Origin of the sequence: Vibrio anguillarum (assembly GCF_001989995.2) — a bacterium.
Taxonomy (GTDB): domain Bacteria; phylum Pseudomonadota; class Gammaproteobacteria; order Enterobacterales; family Vibrionaceae; genus Vibrio; species Vibrio anguillarum.
Genome location: NZ_JAHGUP010000027.1, coordinates 1 through 20536, shown reverse-complemented (window position 1 = coordinate 20536; position 20536 = coordinate 1). Strand labels below are relative to the sequence as shown.

At 46.2% G+C, this 20536-nt stretch carries 22 protein-coding genes; 7 read left to right on the top strand and 15 right to left on the bottom strand.

Annotated features, from left to right (window positions below):
• Positions 1-21: 21 nt before the first annotated feature.
• The gene (rplQ, locus tag PL85_RS07480) at positions 22-408 is read left to right on the top strand and encodes a 50S ribosomal protein L17 (RefSeq protein WP_017042856.1); all 387 of its coding nucleotides are present in this window, start codon (positions 22-24) and stop codon (positions 406-408) included.
• Between the two features lie 180 nt (positions 409-588).
• Here the strand turns inward: rplQ and PL85_RS07475 are convergent, their stop codons facing one another.
• Positions 589-1209: an FKBP-type peptidyl-prolyl cis-trans isomerase gene (locus PL85_RS07475; protein ID WP_010318783.1), complete on the bottom strand. Its 621-nt coding sequence runs from the start codon at positions 1207-1209 to the stop codon at positions 589-591.
• A 235-nt stretch (positions 1210-1444) separates the two neighbouring features.
• On the opposite strand from PL85_RS07475, the gene PL85_RS07470 reads away from it, so the two are divergent.
• Positions 1445-2008, top strand: a complete 564-nt coding sequence (locus PL85_RS07470; protein ID WP_064625935.1) for a LysM-like peptidoglycan-binding domain-containing protein — start codon at positions 1445-1447, stop codon at positions 2006-2008.
• Positions 2009-2031: 23 nt separating this feature from the next.
• Here the strand turns inward: PL85_RS07470 and PL85_RS07465 are convergent, their stop codons facing one another.
• Positions 2032-2484: a GNAT family N-acetyltransferase gene (locus PL85_RS07465; protein ID WP_115339333.1), complete on the bottom strand. Its 453-nt coding sequence runs from the start codon at positions 2482-2484 to the stop codon at positions 2032-2034.
• Positions 2485-2661: 177 nt separating this feature from the next.
• Between PL85_RS07465 and dbpA the strand changes: the two genes are divergently transcribed.
• The gene (gene dbpA, locus PL85_RS07460) at positions 2662-4047 is read left to right on the top strand and encodes an ATP-dependent RNA helicase DbpA (protein ID WP_017042859.1); all 1386 of its coding nucleotides are present in this window, start codon (positions 2662-2664) and stop codon (positions 4045-4047) included.
• A 50-nt stretch (positions 4048-4097) separates the two neighbouring features.
• Here dbpA and PL85_RS07455 read toward each other — a convergent pair whose 3' ends face one another.
• The 8 genes from PL85_RS07455 to cpdB all read right to left on the bottom strand — a co-directional run bounded on the left by PL85_RS07455 (position 4098) and on the right by cpdB (position 12133).
• Positions 4098-5867, bottom strand: a complete 1770-nt coding sequence (locus PL85_RS07455; RefSeq protein WP_115339332.1) for a lysophospholipid acyltransferase family protein — start codon at positions 5865-5867, stop codon at positions 4098-4100.
• Between the two features lie 4 nt (positions 5868-5871).
• Positions 5872-6324, bottom strand: a complete 453-nt coding sequence (locus PL85_RS07450) for a hypothetical protein (RefSeq protein WP_013855934.1) — start codon at positions 6322-6324, stop codon at positions 5872-5874.
• Positions 6325-6334: 10 nt separating this feature from the next.
• Positions 6335-6772, bottom strand: coding sequence for a YHS domain-containing (seleno)protein (locus PL85_RS07445; protein ID WP_115339331.1), 438 nt, complete (start codon positions 6770-6772; stop codon positions 6335-6337).
• A gap of 10 nt (positions 6773-6782) precedes the next feature.
• Positions 6783-7550, bottom strand: a complete 768-nt coding sequence (locus PL85_RS07440; RefSeq protein ID WP_115339330.1) for an NRDE family protein — start codon at positions 7548-7550, stop codon at positions 6783-6785.
• A 1-nt stretch (position 7551) separates the two neighbouring features.
• Positions 7552-8100: a hypothetical protein gene (locus PL85_RS07435; protein WP_013855937.1), complete on the bottom strand. Its 549-nt coding sequence runs from the start codon at positions 8098-8100 to the stop codon at positions 7552-7554.
• 34 nt (positions 8101-8134) lie between these two features.
• The gene (locus PL85_RS07430; RefSeq protein WP_088721324.1) at positions 8135-9268 is read right to left on the bottom strand and encodes a D-alanine--D-alanine ligase; all 1134 of its coding nucleotides are present in this window, start codon (positions 9266-9268) and stop codon (positions 8135-8137) included.
• Positions 9265-9852 carry a DedA family protein gene (locus PL85_RS07425; RefSeq protein ID WP_047690508.1) on the bottom strand — a complete coding sequence of 196 codons (588 nt, stop codon included), beginning with the start codon at positions 9850-9852 and terminating at the stop codon, positions 9265-9267. The genes PL85_RS07430 and PL85_RS07425 overlap by 4 nt, the downstream gene beginning before the upstream one ends.
• Positions 9853-10171: 319 nt before the next feature.
• Positions 10172-12133, bottom strand: coding sequence for a 2',3'-cyclic-nucleotide 2'-phosphodiesterase (gene cpdB, locus PL85_RS07420; RefSeq protein ID WP_115339329.1), 1962 nt, complete (start codon positions 12131-12133; stop codon positions 10172-10174).
• Positions 12134-12422: 289 nt separating this feature from the next.
• Here cpdB and cobA point away from each other — a divergent pair, with 289 nt between their 5' ends.
• The 4 genes from cobA (at position 12423) to cysC (ending at position 16450) form a co-directional block, all read left to right on the top strand.
• Entirely contained in the window at positions 12423-13301 is an 879-nt protein-coding gene (gene cobA, locus PL85_RS07415) for a uroporphyrinogen-III C-methyltransferase (protein ID WP_094133341.1), read from the top strand.
• 91 nt (positions 13302-13392) lie between these two features.
• Complete coding sequence (gene cysD, locus PL85_RS07410; RefSeq protein WP_234826547.1) at positions 13393-14301, top strand: sulfate adenylyltransferase subunit CysD; 909 nt, start codon at positions 13393-13395, stop codon at positions 14299-14301.
• Positions 14302-14318: 17 nt separating this feature from the next.
• A complete protein-coding gene (gene cysN / locus PL85_RS07405) occupies positions 14319-15749 on the top strand; it encodes a sulfate adenylyltransferase subunit CysN (RefSeq protein WP_115339327.1) in 1431 nt (476 codons plus the stop codon).
• Positions 15750-15832: 83 nt separating this feature from the next.
• Complete coding sequence (gene cysC / locus PL85_RS07400) at positions 15833-16450, top strand: adenylyl-sulfate kinase (RefSeq protein WP_047690501.1); 618 nt, start codon at positions 15833-15835, stop codon at positions 16448-16450.
• Between the two features lie 42 nt (positions 16451-16492).
• Here the strand turns inward: cysC and PL85_RS07395 are convergent, their stop codons facing one another.
• The 5 genes from PL85_RS07395 to PL85_RS07375 form a co-directional block, all read right to left on the bottom strand.
• Positions 16493-17392 (bottom strand): TIGR03899 family protein, encoded by a 900-nt coding sequence (locus PL85_RS07395; RefSeq protein WP_088721320.1) that lies wholly within the window; start codon positions 17390-17392, stop codon positions 16493-16495.
• Between the two features lie 295 nt (positions 17393-17687).
• Positions 17688-18188, bottom strand: a complete 501-nt coding sequence (locus tag PL85_RS07390; RefSeq protein WP_013855946.1) for a DUF3299 domain-containing protein — start codon at positions 18186-18188, stop codon at positions 17688-17690.
• A 9-nt stretch (positions 18189-18197) separates the two neighbouring features.
• On the bottom strand, positions 18198-19457 hold the full coding sequence (locus PL85_RS07385) for an ABC transporter permease (protein ID WP_115339326.1): 1260 nt from the start codon (positions 19455-19457) through the stop codon (positions 18198-18200).
• Positions 19454-20170 (bottom strand): ABC transporter ATP-binding protein, encoded by a 717-nt coding sequence (locus PL85_RS07380; protein WP_013855948.1) that lies wholly within the window; start codon positions 20168-20170, stop codon positions 19454-19456. The genes PL85_RS07385 and PL85_RS07380 overlap by 4 nt, the downstream gene beginning before the upstream one ends.
• 69 nt (positions 20171-20239) lie before the next feature.
• Positions 20240-20536, bottom strand: a 297-nt coding sequence (locus PL85_RS07375; protein WP_139788274.1) for a ZrgA family zinc uptake protein, incomplete at its 5' end; no start/stop codon positions are given.

Genomic DNA, 20536 nt, shown 5'->3' with positions numbered 1-20536 from the left:
ACTAGTTAGAAGGATTAGGTCATGCGCCATCGTAAGAGTGGTCGTCAACTCAACCGCAACAGCAGTCATCGCAAAGCGATGTTCAGCAACATGGCTAGCTCTCTAGTACGTCATGAAGTTATCAAGACTACTTTGCCAAAAGCAAAAGAGCTACGTCGCGTCGTTGAGCCTTTGATTACACTAGCTAAGACTGACAGTGTTGCAAACCGTCGTCTAGCATTTGCTCGCACTCGTGATAACGAAGTTGTGGCAAAACTATTTAACGAACTAGGTCCACGTTTTGCAGCTCGCCAAGGCGGCTACACACGTATCCTAAAGTGCGGTTTCCGTACTGGTGATAAAGCTCCAATGGCATACATTGAGCTTGTCGATCGCCCAGAAGTAGCTGTAGAAGCTGCTGCTGAGTAATCAGTTCGTATAATTAAAAAAGCCGAGTAGTAATACTCGGCTTTTTTGTATGCGTAGATTTTATCTTTGAACACAGGCTAACCAGATAATTATGCGTAGTGTCGTTTTTGATAGATGTTAAGTAAGAAATACTAATAAAAAAAGGTCAGCGAATGCCAACCTTCTCACTATCAATTCTATTTATAGAATATCGAGTAGCTCTACTTCAAATACTAGAGCTGCAAAAGGAGGAATTGCAGCGCCAGCGCCACGCTCACCGTAGGCAAGATCTTGTGGAATATAGAGTTTCCATTTTGAACCCACAGGCATCAGTTGTAGTGCTTCTACCCAACCTTTGATTACACCTGTTACTGGGAATTCAGCTGGTTGACCGCGAGATACAGAGCTATCAAATACTGTACCGTCAGTCAATTCACCGTGGTAATGAACACGTACTTGCTTGTCAGATGTCGGGATATCCCCCGTACCTTCTGTAAGAATTTCGTACTGTAGACCAGATTCAAGCACGGTCACTTCAGGGCGTAGTGCGTTATCTGTTAAGAATACTTCACCGTCGGCTGCGGCTGCTTTGGCAGCTTCTTGGCGCAGAGATTCTGCACGCATGTGCAACTCTTGCAGTGCATTATTGATTTCATCAATTTCAATTGATGGCATGTCGCCTACTAATGCGGTTGCGATACCTGCGGCGATTGCGTCAACGTTAAGTCCTTCTAGACCACTACCCGCAAGTTGTTGGCCCATTTGTAGACCGATACCGTAGCTTGCTTTTTGCTCTACAGTGTCAAATTTTACTTCAGACATAAACAGTCACTCTTTTTATGTAAATAAACAAGTGCCAAAGGATATCAGTTTCAAGCATGGGATGAAATGCTAATGGAAAATATCCAATATTGAACCTTCAGGTTGTGACAAATCGCAGATCCCAAAGAAAAATGTTCAAGATTGTGTCAACGTTTACGTTATCGCCACCTTGGCTCTATACTGATCCCTCTTGAGTTTTTATACTGTAGCTCGACAGAAAAGGAGACGGGTTAAGATGAATCGTCGTCACAAGAAGAAACCGCAAACTGATTATTTAGCGTTTATCCAACAGAAGTGGCATGCATTCGATTGGCGTGGCCTTATTTTACGTGTTCGCACAGTTTGGCTGGCGCTGCCTAAGCTTCACCAGCGCGCTTTATTAGCGATCGTTCCAGTAGTGTGTTTGCTCATTATTATTCCTTTTCCTGAGCGAACAGAGCAGGCCGCTGTACCGAAAAGTAGTGAGCGTGTGGAAATTAGCATAAATACGGTTGGGTTGAGTGAACAAAAAACGCCTCAACAAACCGATCGTAAATCTGAGTTCTGGCGAGAGTACACGGTTAAAAACGGGGACACTTTGTCGCAGGTTTTTCGGGCAAATGATTTACCGATGTCTGATCTTAATGCCTTAGTCAAAATTGAAGGCAGTGACAAACCGCTCAGCCAAATTACCCAAGGCCAATTAGTTCGCTTCAAACTTGCGGCTGATGGGCAGCTCGATATCCTACAACTTGAAAAAAACGATCAATCAGTGATGTTTTTCAGGCGCTCAGATGGCGGATTTGGCCGTAGTAAATAACACGCTTTGATCAAGGGGGCTATTTACTTGCTGAGCTGCATGTCGATATGCGGGATATCATCTTCTAGATACATCGCCGACGTTTGTTGAAAACCATAACTTTGATAGAAGCTAGCAAGATAGTGCTGTGCACCAATTTCAATATCTTGATTGGGCCACAGCTTCTGGCATTCGGCTAATGCTTGCTGCATTAATTGGTGTCCAAGGCCATTTCCTCTCGCTTCTTTTTGGGTTGCAATGCGACCAATGCTGACACTTGGGTAGCTAATCCCCGTAGGGAGCAAGCGCGCGCAGGCAACAATCTGCTGATCCTGTTCACCAATTAAATGAAAAACACCCGGCTGAATATCTTTATTATCCAATTCAGGGTAAGGACAGGTTTGTTCGACCACAAAGACATCGACGCGCAGTTTAAGTAGTGCATAAAGTTGATGAGTGGTTAATTGTGAGAATGAAAGACAGTGCCAAGTAATCATCGTAGTGCCTCTTTAAAAATGGATGTCGTTACTCTATCAAGCTTAAGTGCATGATTCATTAACAAAGGTTAAGAGTGAGCTACAAACTTGATGAATGATAAATAAAGATTCACTAGCCACACGAGGTTAAATAACGATAATAGGCGTTTAATTTTCGTCTAACGAAAGGACGGTCTCTTGAGTAATCTCTCTTTTTCAACGGTAAATCTACAACCAGAACTTCTTTCTAACCTCGATACTTTGGGATACACCAAGATGACGCCGATTCAGGCGTTAAGCTTGCCAACCATTTTGGCGGGTAAGGATGTGATTGGCCAAGGAAAAACAGGCTCAGGAAAAACAGCAGCGTTTGGTTTAGGCGTATTATCTAACCTCAACGTTAAGCGTTTTCGCGTTCAAGCTTTGGTGCTATGCCCAACGCGGGAGTTAGCCGATCAAGTCGCAACGGATATTCGCACACTCGGCCGCGCCATTCATAATATTAAAGTGCTCACCTTGTGTGGCGGCATGCCAATGGGGCCACAAATTGGTTCGTTAGAGCACGGTGCACATATTTTGGTTGGTACTCCGGGGCGTATTCTTGACCATTTAGACAAAGGTCGTATCGATCTCTCTGAACTCAATACGTTAGTGCTTGATGAAGCGGACCGAATGCTCGAAATGGGTTTCCAAGAAGCGCTGGATGCGATCATCAATGAAACGCCAACCAGCCGTCAAACATTGCTGTTTAGTGCTACGTTCCCAAATCAAATCAAACAAATTGCGCAGCGGATTATGCGTGAGCCTGAAATGGTCAAAGTTGAATCCACCCATGATACGTCCAGCATTCAGCAATATTTTTATAAAGTAGAGGGTACAGAGGCGCGTGATCGCGCGTTAGAACTACTGCTTTTACACCATCAGCCTGAATCTGCCGTGGTGTTCTGTAATACAAAGAAAGAAGTACAAAGTGTTGCTGAAGATCTACATCACAAGGGCTTTAGTGTGGTGGAACTGCATGGTGATTTAGAGCAGCGTGACCGTGACCAAGCTTTGGTGCAGTTTGCTAATAAAAGTATCTCCATTTTAGTTGCAACCGATGTGGCGGCACGTGGCCTTGATGTGGATAACTTAGATGCAGTATTTAACTTTGAGTTATCACGTGATCCTGAAGTGCACGTGCACCGCATTGGGCGTACTGGCCGAGCGGGCAGTAAAGGTTTAGCTTTTAGCTTCTTCAGTGACAGTGAAATGCACCGAGTGGCGATGATTGATGAATATATGGATATGCCCATCGAACCTGCTAAATTGCCTGATGCCAGTGCGTTAAACAACGCGCCTTATCAAGCCAATATGGTCACTATCCAGATTGATGGCGGTAAAAAGCAGAAAGTACGCCCGGGAGATATTCTAGGGGCCTTGACCAGTAACGACGGTATTGACGGTCAATATGTCGGTAAAATTAACATGTTACCGATGCGCAGCTACGTTGCAGTCCATAAATCGGTGGCGAAAAAAGCACTGAAGAAAATGGAAAGCGGTAAGATGAAAGGACGCCAATTTAGAGCACGCCTTCTAAAATAAGCCCCTTCATTTAGAATTAAAGCCAGCGAACAACTCGCTGGCTTTTGCGTTTATGAGGGCTTTGAACTGAAAGGTGTCGAATCCAAATAAGCGCTGGCTTGCTCCTTACCCATGTATTTTGCCAATGTATGCAGCGGAACTTGTTTCAAGTTCACCACAATTAAGCCATCTAACGCATTGTTAAACGCGGGGTCGACATTAAAACAGACGAGCTTGCCATTCATCCCTAAATATTGGCGCAGCAATACAGGAAGGCCCTTGCCATTTTCCATTTTCGCTAACACTTTCGACAGCAGAGAAATGCTTGCCAAAGAGGAGAGCAAGTTGGTTTGCCAAAATGTGTTCCCATTGCTCCGTAGTGGAGTGGAAGGTGAAACCAAGGTTGCCTTTTCATGATCATAATGATGAATAGAGAGTGTTGCGGCCATTAATTGTCGCGCGGTGTGGCTGTAATCGTTGCTAATGCTTACTGGGCCAAACAAGTGCGTGTATTGTGGATGACGCGCGACAAACGCAGCAATACCTTTCCACAGCATTAACAGTGAGTTGAGGTTGCGCTGGTATTTCGAGGAAACCACCGAGCGGCCTAGCTCAATACTGGTATCGAGTGTGTTGATGAAGGCTTCATCATACTGAAATAAGCTACGGGAATAGAGCCCTGCTAACCCTTGCTTCGCTATCAGTTTATCCACTAACCCCAATCGATAAGCTCCAACAATTTGACGGTCTTTCTTGTGCCAAACAAAGAGCTGGTAGTAATGGCGATCATACTCATCAAGATCACAAGCTAAGCCGCTTCCTTCACCTACGGCGCGAAAACTCTCTTCACGAATTCGACCAATCTCTTGCAGTATGTGGGGTAACTGCTCGCTTGCGGCGCAATAGACAATCCAATCACCTTGCTCTAAGAGCTTGCTTTCGCTTGGCAGCGCGGCGAGATCTTGCTCGAGTTTCTCTGCGGTAAGCGAATTAATAATAGGGAGGGGCGATGTCACTAACTCTGGTGAGGATTGCGTTGCGGAAGGTGCTGCACTCATTAAATAGGTATTGAGACGCAGATAATGAACAATGTCTCGTTCCTGTTCAAATGCTTTTACTTCGGAATAGGGGATGGGATTGCCGATGGAAATTTCAATGTTGTGCGCCTGCTTATTCAGTAGCTCGCGGCCGAGCAATGCCGTTCGCAGTAGTGGATGAATTCGCCCCGCTTGATAAAACAGAGTGCTATTTTTACCATTAATAAAGATCGGGACGGTGGTGGCTTGGGCGCGTTTAACAAATTTGGCGACGGATTGACTCCATTCGATATCCGACAGTGTTTGCGATCCTTTGGGGTAAGTAGATACCTCACCTGCGGGGAAGATAATCAATAAGCCACCTTGAGCCAAATGAAGGTTCGCATCTCGAATGGCTTGCGCATTGGTGCTGCGAGCACTTTTGCTATTGAACACATCGACACCGATAAAGAGTTCACTAATTTCAGGCAGGCGCTTTAGCAACTGATTCGCCAGCACTTTAATATCGGTGCGTACTGAACCAATTAAATCGGCTAATATCACCCCTTCAATTGCGCCCAGCGGGTGGTTAGCGACGATCACCACTGGGCCTGTTTGTGGAATGTTATCGATGCTGCCTAAAGCAAGGCGATATTCGATATTGAGTGCCGCTAGCGTGTAGCGCATAAACTCAAAGCAAGAGGGTTTGGCAGGACGCTGCTGATACAGTTTATCCAGTGTTGCAAGACCAGAGGCCCATTCAACAATCGATTCTGCGACGCCAAATGGAGTGTGTCGTGGTAAACGAAAAGGACTGGCTAGCATATAATTACACTCCTTTATTCAGCCACTGGTGCAATAAACCATCACCGTTTTTGAGATCTCGTCGCACCAAAAAAGCCGCACACAACCAAACAAGGCAAGCCATCGCAAATAGCAGGCCGCTATCATTGCCGACCACTTCTCCTACTTGGTTAAACTCTGGCATCACAATGCCAAGAGGCGTAAATAAATGAAAGAAAATCGCACCACTCATAATGCCGACGCTCATCAGTGCACCAAGGCCATGCCAGCGGCTAAACAGCAAAATAGAGGCTATCAGTTCAGCCGTTCCGATTAAATATCCGCCATACACAGCAAACCAACCGAGGCCAGACCACGCACCTAAGGTGCCAAAAATATAGTTGGTTTCGTAAGAGCCGGAAAACTTAAAGACAAGCGATTGAATAAAAACAAACGCAATCAAGAGTGAGGGAAGATGCTGGCTAGCTTTAAACGTCATGGTGTAGCTCCTACTTAATTAAATTGGGCCAATTTTTATCGGCTTGTTGGATGTGCACCGCTTGGTTGGCATCCCATAATGTTTTGATCTTTTTGTCGTAATTGAGATAGAGCTTGCCGTCGACAATCGCCCATTGATTGGGATCTCCCGGAGCAAAATCGTTCTTTTCAGAGACGGCCCAAGCGCAGTAGCCGCCATACTGCGGCGCATATTGGTTAGGGTTATTCAGAAACAGTTCAAGGTTCTCTTTTGAAGAAAAATACCACTGCGCATTTTTATAAAGGGTCGAAAAATCGGAGGAACCTTTTACTGGCTCTCCTTCGGTGAAGTAGGCGACGGTGTCATAGCCACTCAGCGCTTTATTGCTCAGAAAGCTGGTGTAAATTTCATCCTCAGCGAGGCTCACGCTGCTGACAATTAGTAGTAATAGTCCTAGTAAACGTTTCATTGTTGATTCCTCATAAATTGGCGACCCAAGGCGTGGTTTTGTCGATCTCATCGCGCTGCTGGTGGAGTGATGTCTCACTGAGCTGTAAGCAAGGTGAACCTGAGATATAGGTCATATACTGCTGCTGTTGTGTGACGCGTAAATAGGTAAAGCTAACGGTGTGCGCATCTTGACGATGCATACAGGGTGCCCAATGTGGATGGGCGACATGGTGGTGGGTGTGAAACTTTAGTCGCTGTTGCACACTATCTTCCTCAGCGATTAAAGCTTGATAGAGCTGTGAGCGGTAGTGTTTCACCTGTTCTAAATCGGCACTGGATGAAAATAGAGGCGATTGCGTCACCGCAATTTGGCTCTGTTCACCATTCCACGCCAGAGCCATTACATTGCCTTGTACATCAGTTAAATTAGGGTCGAAAGCAAGCAAAGTGAATGGTGCAAATTGCTGAAGATTAAGCTGTGTAAACGCTTGGATAACCTTCTCGACACTGACTTGACTGGATAAATGCTTAAGCAATTGACCGCGGCTCACTAAGCGTTCGGCATCGGCTCCTTGGGGGATTTTACCTTGGTAATTATTGAGCAAGCACAAAGCCAAACCGCATTCATTAAGGCTGATCCAACTGCCTCCACCGGCAGGATCAATCGGCATCAACACTTCAACACCAGCTTGCGTGTATTGTTTAGGCGGCAACGCTAATGGGCGGTTTTTTTGTTCATCACGGTTAAAAAACAGATGATAGCCGTGTTTGTCGAGTAACCAAGAAACTGAGCACATGTTATTGCCCCCGAATGAAGGAGGCCGTGGCTGGCGCTAAGCCGAAAGCGGCATCGGTTTCTACATGCAGCAAATGAGCGACCACTTTAGCCATCGCAAAATGGTGCTGTGCATGCAAAGTGGCGAAGCTTAACTCTCGCTCCCATGTTGATGAGAGAGAGCACACTTGCGTTTCCTGCAATGAGGTTTCAACAAGTACCGTAACGGATTTTTGGAGTGAGGCCGAGCACTGCGTTAACCATTGAATTAAATACTCAATTTCGGCCAAGGCCGCAGCGCGGGACGTCTCAACGAGGTGGCCCCGACGGCGTTGGTTGTAATCAATAGTGCTAGTTGAGTTAGCCAGCGCATGAAACAGATCCAACCAATGACGAAAATGTTGCCCCACTGAACTGGCGACAATTGGCGTGGCTAAGTGGGTGTAGTGCCTATCTTCTAACTGTTCGAGAAACTGGTGCGCTTGCTCCAGTGTTTCAATGCCGCCTTGGATCACGGGGGCATGATTAGGCTGCGATGCGCTTTGTTGTGAACTTGTGGTGATTGCAAACATATTTCTATCCCTATGATTGTTCTTATGGATAAGGTTAATCCGTGCTTGGGTAGTGTTCGGTTAAGGCCTTTTCTTTGCGCCAAGCGTTCAGCAGTTCAGCCATTTTGGGTGTTTGATGGCCTAACTTTCGCTGTTGCGCGCCAATGTCGAATAAGATTCGGTACTGTCTGAGTAAGGTCGAGAAGATCTCTCGCAGCGGTGTTTCTCTATCCCAAATATGAGCGGCTTCACTGCTTGCGCCATTGATTTCCAAAATCGTGAACTGTTCTCCAGCCATCAATTGGTGAATATTGGCAAACTTGATATCGAGCCGCCCATAGTGAAACCCGTCAACATTGTTAAAAATCTCATCTAACTTGTTGGTGAGAGCGCGAGTAATGTAACGGTTACCATTGCGGAAAATCGATCCGCGACTATGGCTGCCCGCAAAGGCGAGTTGAAACTCCTGCCCTGCTTCAAGAACCCAATCGAGCTTCTCAAGGTGGCGAGGAAAATAGAGGTGAGGGAGTTGCCCCGCGCGTGGGCAGCGTTCAATTAACTGCTTTAAAGTGTGAATGCCATCCCCAGTGACAAACGGGGCGTACTTGAGCGTGATGGAAATAATGTTGCCTTGAGCCTCACCGGGATAGCGCACATAAAACACGCCAGCTTCAGCCTGATACGGCGCTTTTTGTTGCAGTAAAAAACGGGCATTAATCGGGAATGATTGAATGTAGTCACTCAGTTGCTGTTCATTTTGCAGCAGTTTGACGCCAACGCCGCGGCAGCCTAAATCTGGTTTAGCGACAAGAGGGAAATCCAACGATGCTTGTTGCATTGCAGACAGAGCCTGTGCTGTTTGCTGCTGAGCGGTTTGATGGCTTTTCGTTCTGGTGATAAAGGGCGATATCCACTGCTGAGCGTATTCACCGGCTAGATTAAGAATGTCGTGTTTTGACTCTCCAACCATGCCGCTGAGCTTGATGCCGGGGTTTGCAATTAAGGGTAAGCCCCAGTTGCCATAACGCAGCCCTTGCAGCAGGCTTTGAATCACCACCGGAGTGTAGAAAAACCAACTGGGCAGAAATTCATAAGGAGAAATGCTGCGTTTGGTGTCTTGCTCTAAAAGCGGCATACCCGCGTTGATTTTGCCATGTGCAATGCAAGGTATTTCTAATTTGGCGTTCATGACAATCCTTTAGAAAATGATTTGTTGAGAAGACGATTAGTGAGCATTAATAGCCCAACCGCGATAGGAATAATGATCCATTGATAATGAGAGGACTGTTGCCAAACCTGACTCCCTAGGTAATAAAGCGTTGAAAAAACGATCAGTGTCCACAGTGCTGTGGCCGTCAGTACGGAGCACAGAAATAGCGCCAACGGAATAGAAAAAAAGCCGCTCAAAGTAAAGCCCACCGTTCTTAGGCCGGGGACAAAGCGAATAATAAACAGATTTAAAAAAGTATGATGGTGCAGTTTGCGACGGACGGTTCGAAAATGTTTATTGGTCAGCGCTTGATAACGAAGCGGACGAACGCGTTGTGCCACTTGGCCTAAGTAATACAAACCGAGATCGCCACTAACAATGCCGACAAAAATAGCCAACAACGCCAAGCCGGGGGGCATGAGATTTTGCAAAGCCAGTGTGGCGGCGGTGACAATAGCGACATCCTCTAACAAATAGGAAAGCAAAATTACGCCGATGAATAGTAAAGTCAGTGAATGACTTTCGGCTGTTAGAAAGGTTTGAATGTCGATAGCAAGCCCCACACTTCCTCCTTAGCAAATTATGATCAAGTATAGAATAAGGCGCTGATTGCGCTTTTATTCTCATTACGAGGACAAAGACCTGCCAAAGAATAGAAAAATTGCATATTTGATGATTTTTTATAATTAAATTTAATCAAACTAATGTTTGAAAATTAAACAGAGGTTGTAACGAGCCTTAAATGAAGTGTGGATAGTCAAGAACCATCAAGATCAGAGTTAGGGTTGTCGAGCGGGAAATAAAAAACGCAGCGAAAGGCTGCGTTTGTGAGGTGAAAGCGCCTTAATTCATTGGCCTCTTTCAATCGATTTGAGTGGGGGTTTATTGGGTAAGGTCAATCTTGTAAACCGCAAAACCAACTTCATCGTTTTCCACCAAAGTCATTGGGTATTGGCCTTTCTCTTTGATGAACTGTACTGCTTTCTCGCTTGGAGAGGTTTCAAAACGAATATCTAACGCGGTATTAGTTTTAATCGGAGCAAACGACCAGTTGTTATCAGCACTTGGCGTAACTTGACCTTTTTCTTTACTCACGCGCGAAATGTAGTTGGCGACGGCCGTGCGGTTTTCGTCGGGTGAGTCAAAGGCAACAAATTGTGCGCCTGTGCCTGCAAATTTATTGCTATAAGCGCGGTAGTTATTGGTGGCGACAATAAAGGTCTGTTTTACATCGATAGGTTTACCTTGATAAGTTAAGCCTACAATGCGCTCAGCATCTTTATTCGCCACTTTACAATCACCATCGTATTTGGCGGGTTGAGTCACATCGATTTGGTAATTCACCCCATCCATCACATCAAAGTTATACGTGCGGAAATCAGCCCAATTGATCAAGGATTGTGGTTGAGTGCTGTGCGGATCAATCTGATTAAACTGCCCCGCGCTGCATTCCAACCATTCCTTCACTTCTTTACCCGTCATTTTCAGCGCGACTAATGTATTAGGGTAAAGATAGAGATCCGCTGCGTTACGAAATGTCAGTTGGCCAGCTTCGACTTCAGTGAAACCGGCAGGATCATCTTTACGGCCACCAACTTTGAAAGGGGCTGCGGCCGATAACACCGGCAAACCATCAAGATCAGGGTCGCCTTGAATAAAGCGTTCCACATAATCTTTTTGTGCAAGGTTAACGATTTGCACGGTTGGGTCATCTTGTACCAAGGCTAAAAAGCTGTACATCACATCATTTGCTTGGCCAATCGGTTGATTCACGAAATCTCGCGTGCCTTTGTGGTCTGACTCTAAGGCTTTCACTATGCCTGTATCGGCTGCTGCCAATGATTTCTTATTGGCTTTATCGAAGATTGGGCGAGCTTGGGATTGACCATTCACGACTGACCATTGGCCATCTTTGCTTTGCAAAGTCAGATCCATCACACCGACATGGCTACCCCAGCGCCCCGGCATGACAGCGGTTACGCCATTAATGGTGCCTTTAGTTACATCTGCTCCTGGCAGTTTGGCAAAATCTTGGCTAGGGAATACCGCGTGAGAGTGACCAAAAGCAATCGCGTCAATGCCTTCTACTTGGGTGAGGTAGTAAACCGAGTTTTCTGCACCAACGGAATATGGGTTAGCTGAGACACCAGAGTGCGGGATCGCCACGATCACATCGGCACCCTCTTTTTTCATCTGCGGGATCAGCTCCTCGGCTGTTTGCTTGATGTCTTTGGCAAACACTTTGCCATCAAGATTTTTCTTATCCCACACCATGATTTGTGGTGGGACAAAACCAATGTAACCCACTTTAATTTGGTGCTCTTTGCCATCGGTATCTTTGAACGTGTGCGTTTTAATGAGATAGGGATTGAAGAGGTGTTTGCCCGTTTGTTGGTCATAGACGTTGGCATTGACATACGGGAATGCGGCGTCGTTAATACTCTCCTTTAAAAAGGACAAACCGTAGTTAAATTCATGGTTACCAATGTTACCCACATCGTAGCCGAGCTGATTCATCGCTTTGTAAACTGGGTGAACCTCACCAACCTTGATGCCTTTGGCGGCCATATAGTCGCCCATTGGGCTACCTTGGAGCAAATCACCGTTATCGACCAAAATGCTGTTTTCGACTTCGCTGCGCGCTTGCTTCACTAACGTCGCCGCACGAGATAAACCAATTTGGTTCGATGGTTTGTCTTTGTAGTAATCGTAATCCATCACATTTGTGTGAATATCGGTCGTTTCGACGATACGCAGTTTAATGGTGTCCGCCATTGCTGGGCCAGCCATTGCTAACATACCGCTCAAAATCGCGATGGAGAGAGGTTTCACTGCCACTTTCATTGTGTACTCCAGTTAGGGGTAGGGAACAAATAACTCGTCTAATGTAACAAAATCTTATGAAACGATGATTTCAATGAATATCAATTTGTGATGTTACGCGTTAACTCACCGGCATTCTGTCGACAAGATCTCATCATTGATTGGCTTTTAATCAGAGAGATAGTCACTTCTTATTCGGAATTATCCATTCCCTTATCAGCTTTTGATATAAAAAATGAAATTTTAGAATTTCAGGTAATATGAAGAGCCCGCCATAATGCGTCCATGAATTAAGTTATGGATAACAATAATGAGTACGACGGAAACCATTTCTCAGTTGCCAATCAAAGGGCCGCGCTTAGTTGCGGTCAACAATGATGCTTTGGCAAGTAGCGCTCCATCGTACGTCAAAAGCCAATTGACCTGCGGTGAAGTGGCTTTGATTGGTGCAGGGCCGGGTGACCCAGAACTGCTGACGCTCAAAGCGTTGAGCTTTCTACAACAAGCCGACGTGGTGTTGTACGACTACCTAGTGTCTGATGAAATTATGGCGCTGGTGCCGAGCGATACCATCTTAGTCTGCGTGGGTAAGCGCGCTGGACACCACAGTGTTCCTCAAGAAAAAACCAATCAATTGCTGATCGATTTTGCGCAGCAAGGTTACAAAGTCGTGCGTATTAAAGGCGGCGATCCGTTTATGTTTGGCCGCGGTGGTGAAGAGTTGGAAGTGCTGTTTGATGCGGGAGTGAAATTTCAGGTGATCCCCGGTATTACAGCGGCGGCAGGCGCAACAGCCTATGCGGGAATTCCACTGACTCATCGTGATTATGCGCAATCCGCTCTGTTTGTCACCGGTCACCTTAAAGCGGAAAACGATGACATGGATTGGTCAACACTGGCACGTGGTAATCAAACCTTAGTCATTTACATGGGCTTGATGAAGTCGAGTTATATCCAGCAGCAGTTGATTGAACATGGACGCCAAGCCAACACACCAATCGCGATTATTGAACGCGGTACTCAGCGTTCACAAAAAGTCTTCAAAGGGCAGCTCAGTGACTTATCACAACTGGCGGCGCGGGCGCAGGCTCCGGCCTTGATTGTGGTGGGCGAAGTGGTGGCGCTGTCGGAAAAACTGCATTGGTTTGGTGAACAACCCGCGCAGCAAAACCAAGTGAATTACGCCTGATTGCAAGGCTAGTCAGTTAGTTCCAACTCAATACTCAAACCAATTTCTCATTGCACAAGGCTCGCAATGCGAGCGAAAAGGAAGCATGCAGATGGATCAACAACGCTTAACCCATTTACAACAGCTCGAAGCCGAAAGTATTCATATTTTACGTGAAGTGGCCGCTGAATTTGATAACCCAGTAATGATGTATTCGATTGGTAAAGACTCTTCGGTGATGCTGCATTTAGCGCGCAAGGCTTTTTATCCGGGGAAAATTCCCTTCCCACTACTGCATGTGGACACCGATTGGAAATTTCGTGAAATGATCGAATTTCGTGATCGTATGGCGCACAAGTATGGTTTTGAGCTTTTGGTACACAAAAACCCAGAAGGGATCGCGATGGGGATCAGCCCTTTTGAGCATGGATCTTCAAAGCATACTGACATCATGAAAACCCAAGGTTTAAAACAAGCGTTGAACCAATATGGTTTTGATGCTGCTTTTGGTGGTGCGCGTCGTGATGAAGAGAAATCACGCGCGAAAGAGCGTGTTTATTCTTTTCGTGACAAGAACCACACGTGGGATCCGAAGAACCAGCGTCCGGAGCTATGGAAAACCTACAACGGCCAAATCAATAAAGGTGAGAGCATTCGTGTTTTCCCGTTGTCGAACTGGACTGAATTGGATATTTGGCAATACATCTATTTGGAAAACATCGAGATCGTACCGCTGTATTTATCGGACATTCGCCCAGTTGTCGAACGCGATGGGATGCTGATCATGGTTGATGATGAGCGGATGAAGCTTCAATCCGGAGAAGAAGTTCAGCACAAGAGTGTGCGTTTTCGCACGTTAGGTTGTTATCCACTTACTGGCGCAATTGAATCAGAGGCCAATACGCTAACGGGCATCATTGAAGAGATGCTGGTGGCCACTTCCAGTGAACGACAAGGCCGCGCGATCGACCACGATCAATCAGGATCGATGGAATTGAAAAAACGCCAAGGTTATTTCTAAGCCTCTAAGGAAAGATTATGAATAGTGCAGTTCAGGCTCAGCTTTCTGAGATCGGTATTGAAGCTTATCTCACGCAACACCAGCACAAATCGTTACTGAGATTTCTGACTTGTGGCTCGGTTGATGATGGAAAAAGTACCTTGATTGGTCGTTTGCTTCATGACACAAAACAGATTTATGAAGATCAACTGGCCGCCGTCCATTCCGATAGCCAGCGTGTTGGCACGACGGGCGAGCGCCCCGATTTAGCTCTGTTAGTTGATGGCCTGCAAGCGGAACGTGAGCAAGGGATCACCATTGATGTGGCGTATCGCTATTTCTCTACTCAAAAGCGCAAATTCATCATTGCCGATACTCCGGGGCATGAGCAGTACACGCGCAATATGGCGACAGGCGCATCCACTTGCGATCTCGCGGTGATTTTGATCGATGCCCGTAAAGGCATTTTGGATCAAACGCGTCGCCACTCATTCATTGCCAATCTGTTAGGTTTGAAGCATTTTGTGGTGGCGGTGAATAAGATGGATCTGGTCGATTACTCACAAGAGCGTTTTGAGCAGATCCGTCAAGACTACGTGGAATTTTCAAAGCATCTGCAAGGTGATACTGATATTCAGATCATCCCACTTTCTGCTCTGGAAGGGGACAACGTGGTCGAAGCAAGCCAACATATGCGTTGGTATCAAGGCCCATCACTGCTGGAGCTACTTGAAACGGTGGACGTTGATCAGCAAAAAGGAGCCGGTGAGTTTCGTTTTCCAGTGCAGTATGTGAACCGACCGAATCTCGATTTTCGCGGTTTTGCTGGCACGATTGCAGCGGGCAGCATCAGCGTTGGAGATGCAATCACCGCACTTCCGTCCGGAAAAACATCCACCGTGGCACGTATTGTTACTTTCGATGGAGATTTGCCGCAAGCGCAAGCAGGCCAAGCGGTGACGTTAACGCTCAGCGATGAAATTGACATCAGCCGTGGTGATCTTATTTTGCTGCAAGGAGCGCAGGTTGAATCAACTAACCATCTATTAGCCGATGTGGTCTGGATGACAGAACAACCGCTCAAAGCCGGGCGTGAATACAACATCAAAATTGCAGGTAAGAAAACCGTCGGCCAGTTGCAAGCGGTGCGTCACCAGTACGATATTAATAATTTATCGACTTATCACAGTGAAGAGTTGCCGCTCAATGGCATTGGCTTGTGTGAATGGTCGCTAACAGAGTCGATCGCGCTGGATAAATACTTAGACAGTGCCAATACTGGTGGTTTTATCATCATCGATCGCCTGACGAATGTGACGGTGGGGGCGGGCTTAGTTCGAGATAGTTTGCAAAACATCGCTCATGCTCAAAGCGCCCATTCTGCATTTGAAGTGGAATTGAATGCCTTGATCCGCAAGCACTTTCCACACTGGGAAGCCAAAGATCTTCGTCAGTTACTCAAGGCTTAACTGTGGTGATTTGATTCGGTGTGAGGGATTGCCGCTTACAGCGTCCCTCTATTGGCTAGTTTGAGACAACAAAGGATAGAGTAATGAGTACGAATTTGGCCAATAAAGATGAAAATGTTGTCTGGCATCAGCATACGGTGGATAAGTCGTTCCGCGCCAATTTAAAACAACAACAGCCAGCAGTATTGTGGTTTACGGGGTTGTCAGGGGCGGGAAAATCAACCATTGCTGGTGCGTTGGAACAGCGTTTAGCTCAACTCGGGTATCACACCTATTTACTCGATGGGGATAATGTACGCCACGGCTTGTGCAGCGACCTTGGGTTCTCAGAGCAAGATCGGCGAGAAAATATTCGCCGTATTGGTGAACTCGCGAAGCTGATGGCCGATGCTGGGTTAATCGTGTTATCAGCATTCATTTCACCGCATCGTGCTGAGCGTCAATTAGTGCGCGATATGCTGCCACAAGGTGAATTCATCGAAGTGTTTGTCAATACCAAGTTGGACGTGTGCGAGCAGCGCGACCCGAAGGGGCTGTATAAAAAAGCGCGCGCTGGTGAAATCAGTAATTTTACGGGCATTGATTCTGAGTATGAGTCGCCGCAAAACCCTGAGATCGATCTTGCGGCTGGCGAAAAAAGCATTGATGAGCTGGTGGAAATTTGCCTAACAGCGCTGCAAGTGCGAGCGATTATCGCCTAATGTAGAAGAGGGCTCATCAGCTTGAGCCCTTTATTTTTGAGGCTAGACGGCGTGATGAAAAGAGCTGCTGGCAACTTCGGTGTGGACAGTGAATTTCTGGCTAAGCACCGCCAACATCTGATCGTAGTACTGCATATTCGGTTTATTACCCAGTAGCTTACACAGCTCATTGCCAGTGGGACTGAAACGGTAATAGAGCAGCCTTACCCCTTTACTCATCGATTGCAGTGACAGATTCTTGCCTTGGTAGGTCAACAGCAGTGCCGGTTCAAGTTCAATTTCTCCAGATTCCAGTTCAGTGGCATGCAGTAAGCCAAGCTCGATCAGTACCAACAGGCTCGAATAGGGTAATTGGAAACTACCCATATTGATGACAAATGTGTTGATGCGTTTTCCTAAACTAAAAATACCGTTAGTAGCACGAATGCCGACCAACAGCTTGCGGCTGTTATCGCTACCAAAACAGCAGGCTAACGCTGAGGCTTTTTGGAGTATCTGTGCCTCTTTTGGTGTCATGTCTTGTAATACTTGCAGCGCTTTCATTGAGGTTGAACCGGGGTTGGTCACCTCGCGTTTGAGTACTTGCGCCCAAAGTCGCTGCATCGAAGAGTTGTGGATGTCTTGCGCCATATCGAAAAAACGGTGTAACCAATCTTGATCAGGCTCTCCCGCGGTCTCGTTTTTACAAGAGATATGCGCCAGTTTGACGATCTGCTCTAGGTTTTTTTGTCGCTGCTCTTTACGTTGCTGTTCTCTAAATAAGGCGCGATCAAGCGAGGTTTTTTCTGGCGGATCCGTTTGTAGCAGCGCATCTAAGCCGTGATATTGAGCAATATTCAAAATGCGACTACCACTGTCTTTGATGTAGCTCGATTTTTTTTCGTGGCTTTGACCTGAGTTAGCTTGATGTTCAATCACTACAGGGTTGTTGGTATCTGCCATTTTATGTCCGCTTCAATCACCCATTTCATTCATGGATTAAAATGTAACGTGTAACGCATTTTCCATCTAGGAAAAACATTCGTTCTAGATCATAAATTTGCGCTATCCCTAATGATAATAACTTGTTAAAATTGTTATCGGAATTTGTGGGGCGCTTATGAAGTGTTGGAAAGAAAATAGACTGAAAAAGCACCTATCGATTACTTTACTATTGTTGATATATGTCGCTTTGCTAGCGTATTTATCTAAATATATCGTTTAGTTTAGATGAATCAATAGGTTGCTATTTTGTTAACTACATGTCGTCGTATTCTTCGATCGCAGTGCCTTCGATCACATACGCTGTTTCGGCCAGATCGTGGCTAACACTTTCGGTTTTCAGTGTTCCAATCAGATAAATTACATCCCAGAGCTGCTGGATTGGAGCACCTTGCGGATATTTCACATAAATAATTTGGTTTGGTGGCGGTGGCGGCACGTGAATGCATGCGCCAAAGTAGGGCACCAGTAGAAACTCAGTAACGTTATTGGCGTCACCTTCCAGTGGGATCACAAAGCCGGGTATTTTGACCACGCTGCCATTGAGCTCTTTTCTAACTCCGCCGATTTTTGATTGTGCAGCCGTCATTTCGCCATCATGGTTCAATGCTGGCATGCCATCGGCGTTGAATTGGTTACGTTCGTTCTCCGGGATCAGATCGATCCAATCGAGCGTCAGTACTTGTTCATTACTCTGTGCGTACATCGGTAACAAGCCTGATAGCAGCAGCGTGCTGATAAGCAGTAGTTTTTTCATCGTTAAGTCCTAAATTCGAATGGTCATTCCATCGCTAAGTGATTGTCTATAGGCGCGTAGAGCCGGGATAACACCAATAATAATGCCAGCCAGCTGTACATAAGCTAATAATTGCCACTCATAGCTGCTTAAGGTGCTGAGTGTGATTTGAATGCCATAATGCTGTGCAATAAAAGGTTGCGCCAGTGCGAGCAGTGAATACAACCCCGCTAATCCAACGCAGATGCCAATGAAGGTCAGCGTCGTCGCTTCGCTGATAAGCAGAGCAAAAATATGTTTAGGTTGTGCACCCATGGCGCGCAGAATCGCCATTTCACGGCGTCTTTCCTGCAAGCTTGTCAGTAAGCTGCTGAGCATACCAAGTAACCCTGCCGCCACCACAAAGACCGACACCGCCATTAAAGCTTGTTCTGCTATTGACATCATACCCCACAGTTCTTGCAGAGCGACGCCGGGCATAATGGCGCTCAAAGGTTCTTGGCGATAGTTATTGATTTCACGTTGCAGTGCAAAGGTTTGAATTCTCGATTTTAAACCGATCAACATGGCGGTGATCTGCTTGGGTTGAAAGTTGTGTTGTTCAAGCTGCTCTTTGGATGGTGAATTGCCTAAATGCGCACCCGATTCCCAACCCACGTGAATGGCTTCAATCGCTTCTAATGAGACATGCACCGTTTTGTCTACGGGCGTTCCCGTTGGCGCTAAAATGCCCACCACTTTAAAGGGGAGGTTGTCGTGGCGGCTAAAACCCACATCGCTGATCCCATGCGCAATAATGATGTCACTGCCAATATGGTAACCTAAGGTTTCGGCGACATCTGAACCCAATACCGTTTCAAATAAACCATGAAAATCAGTGCCTTGAGAGAAGGTGAGTGGTTGCTTACTTCCATGTTTGAAATGCTCGAAATAATGGTGATTGGTGCCCATAACGCGAAACCCTTGGTGTGAGTCACCCAAGGAAATGGGGATCGCCCACTTGACGCTGCGATGCTCACTGAAGGCTTGGTAGCTTTTCCAGTCGATATTATTGGTGGCATTACCAATTCTAAATACCGAATAGAGCAGCAAGTTGACTTGTCCAGAGCGGCCACCGACGATTAGATCCGTCCCTGAAATGGTGTTGGCAAAGCTCTCTTTGGCTTGAGTTCGAATGCGTTCAACCCCCATTAACAGAATGACTGAAATGGCAACCGTCAGAATGGAGAGTAGCGCTGTGGTTTTGCGGTTAAGTACGCTTTTCCACGCCAGATTGGTAATTACATTCATGCTGTCACTCCTGCCTGATTCAATTGAGGGAGGTAAACTGCGCGGTCAAATAAAGCTTCTAAGGTGGGATCGTGGCTCACAAACACCAGCGTTGAACCTGCCCGATTCGCCTCTTCCAATAACAGTTCGATAAACGCGAGTCGATTGTCGTGATCCAGCGCAGAGGTTGGCTCATCGGCGATGATCAGCTTGGGTTCTCCAATCAGTGCTCTCGCCGCCGCGACACGCTGCTGCTGGCCAATACTCAGTTCGATAACCGGTTTAGTCAGTAGTTCAGGTGCAAGATGTAAGCGAGTGAGTAACTGTTTTGCTTTCTCAATCAGATCGCCTGCAACATTCTGCTTGCGAGTGCTGGAAAAATGGCAAGGTAGCGTAACGTTTTCAATCACTGAGAGATAAGGCAATAAATTAAATTGTTGGAAAATGTAGCCAATGTGATCGGCTCGAAAACGATCCCGTTGACGGGAAGTTAACGTCGACAGGTTGGTGCCTAAAATAGAGACCTCCCCTCGTTGTGCTTGGTTGATCCCAGTCAGTAAGCTCAGTAAGGTCGATTTGCCACAACCACTTGGCCCTTTAATAAAAAGGTGCTCTCCACGTTTTACACAAAGATCTTGGATAGATAAGGCTGGTTGTGAGCTATTCGGCCAACGAAATTCGACCTCTTTCAATTCAATGACAGACGTCAGCGATAGAATATGCAAATCACTCATTGTGAATTCCTTTAACGACAGTGAACCTAGAGTAAGTATGTGCTTACTCTAGGTTGTTGCTTATACGCCTTAAAACGTAATGCGAGTGCTGTTTGTTTTCAACTCAGAGGCAGATTGTGCTTTGTCTGTCAGTACATTGGCAGAGATAGTTTGGGTATTTGGGAACAAGTTAAACCATTGCGTGTCGAGGTACTGCAATTGCGGCATGTTATCGCAGTGATATTGGTACTGAATCGTGAATTCACCGTGACCACTGTGCTCGCCTTCATCATGCACATCTTTTTTATGGTCATGGTGTGCGTGTTGAGCATCTTTATCTTGATGTTTATCATCATGTTTTTCATGATGGTCGTGGTCGTGGTCGTG

Excerpts from the sequence above, each read along its gene's own strand:
- PL85_RS07445 (WP_115339331.1), bottom strand. The coding sequence starts at position 6,772 with ATGAAACGTTTACTAGGACTATTACTACTAATTGTCAGCAGCGTGAGC.
- PL85_RS07465 (WP_115339333.1), bottom strand. The coding sequence starts at position 2,484 with ATGATTACTTGGCACTGTCTTTCATTCTCACAATTAACCACTCATCAA.
- cysN (WP_115339327.1), top strand. The coding sequence starts at position 14,319 with ATGAATAGTGCAGTTCAGGCTCAGCTTTCTGAGATCGGTATTGAAGCT.
- cysC (WP_047690501.1), top strand. The coding sequence starts at position 15,833 with ATGAGTACGAATTTGGCCAATAAAGATGAAAATGTTGTCTGGCATCAG.
- PL85_RS07380 (WP_013855948.1), bottom strand. The coding sequence starts at position 20,170 with ATGAGTGATTTGCATATTCTATCGCTGACGTCTGTCATTGAATTGAAA.
- cysD (WP_234826547.1), top strand. The coding sequence starts at position 13,393 with ATGGATCAACAACGCTTAACCCATTTACAACAGCTCGAAGCCGAAAGT.
- PL85_RS07385 (WP_115339326.1), bottom strand. The coding sequence starts at position 19,457 with ATGAATGTAATTACCAATCTGGCGTGGAAAAGCGTACTTAACCGCAAA.
- PL85_RS07390 (WP_013855946.1), bottom strand. The coding sequence starts at position 18,188 with ATGAAAAAACTACTGCTTATCAGCACGCTGCTGCTATCAGGCTTGTTA.
- PL85_RS07440 (WP_115339330.1), bottom strand. The coding sequence starts at position 7,550 with ATGTGCTCAGTTTCTTGGTTACTCGACAAACACGGCTATCATCTGTTT.
- PL85_RS07430 (WP_088721324.1), bottom strand. The coding sequence starts at position 9,268 with ATGAACGCCAAATTAGAAATACCTTGCATTGCACATGGCAAAATCAAC.
- PL85_RS07470 (WP_064625935.1), top strand. The coding sequence starts at position 1,445 with ATGAATCGTCGTCACAAGAAGAAACCGCAAACTGATTATTTAGCGTTT.
- PL85_RS07455 (WP_115339332.1), bottom strand. The coding sequence starts at position 5,867 with ATGCTAGCCAGTCCTTTTCGTTTACCACGACACACTCCATTTGGCGTC.
- cobA (WP_094133341.1), top strand. The coding sequence starts at position 12,423 with ATGAGTACGACGGAAACCATTTCTCAGTTGCCAATCAAAGGGCCGCGC.
- PL85_RS07435 (WP_013855937.1), bottom strand. The coding sequence starts at position 8,100 with ATGTTTGCAATCACCACAAGTTCACAACAAAGCGCATCGCAGCCTAAT.
- rplQ (WP_017042856.1), top strand. The coding sequence starts at position 22 with ATGCGCCATCGTAAGAGTGGTCGTCAACTCAACCGCAACAGCAGTCAT.
- PL85_RS07395 (WP_088721320.1), bottom strand. The coding sequence starts at position 17,392 with ATGGCAGATACCAACAACCCTGTAGTGATTGAACATCAAGCTAACTCA.
- PL85_RS07475 (WP_010318783.1), bottom strand. The coding sequence starts at position 1,209 with ATGTCTGAAGTAAAATTTGACACTGTAGAGCAAAAAGCAAGCTACGGT.
- PL85_RS07450 (WP_013855934.1), bottom strand. The coding sequence starts at position 6,324 with ATGACGTTTAAAGCTAGCCAGCATCTTCCCTCACTCTTGATTGCGTTT.
- cpdB (WP_115339329.1), bottom strand. The coding sequence starts at position 12,133 with ATGAAAGTGGCAGTGAAACCTCTCTCCATCGCGATTTTGAGCGGTATG.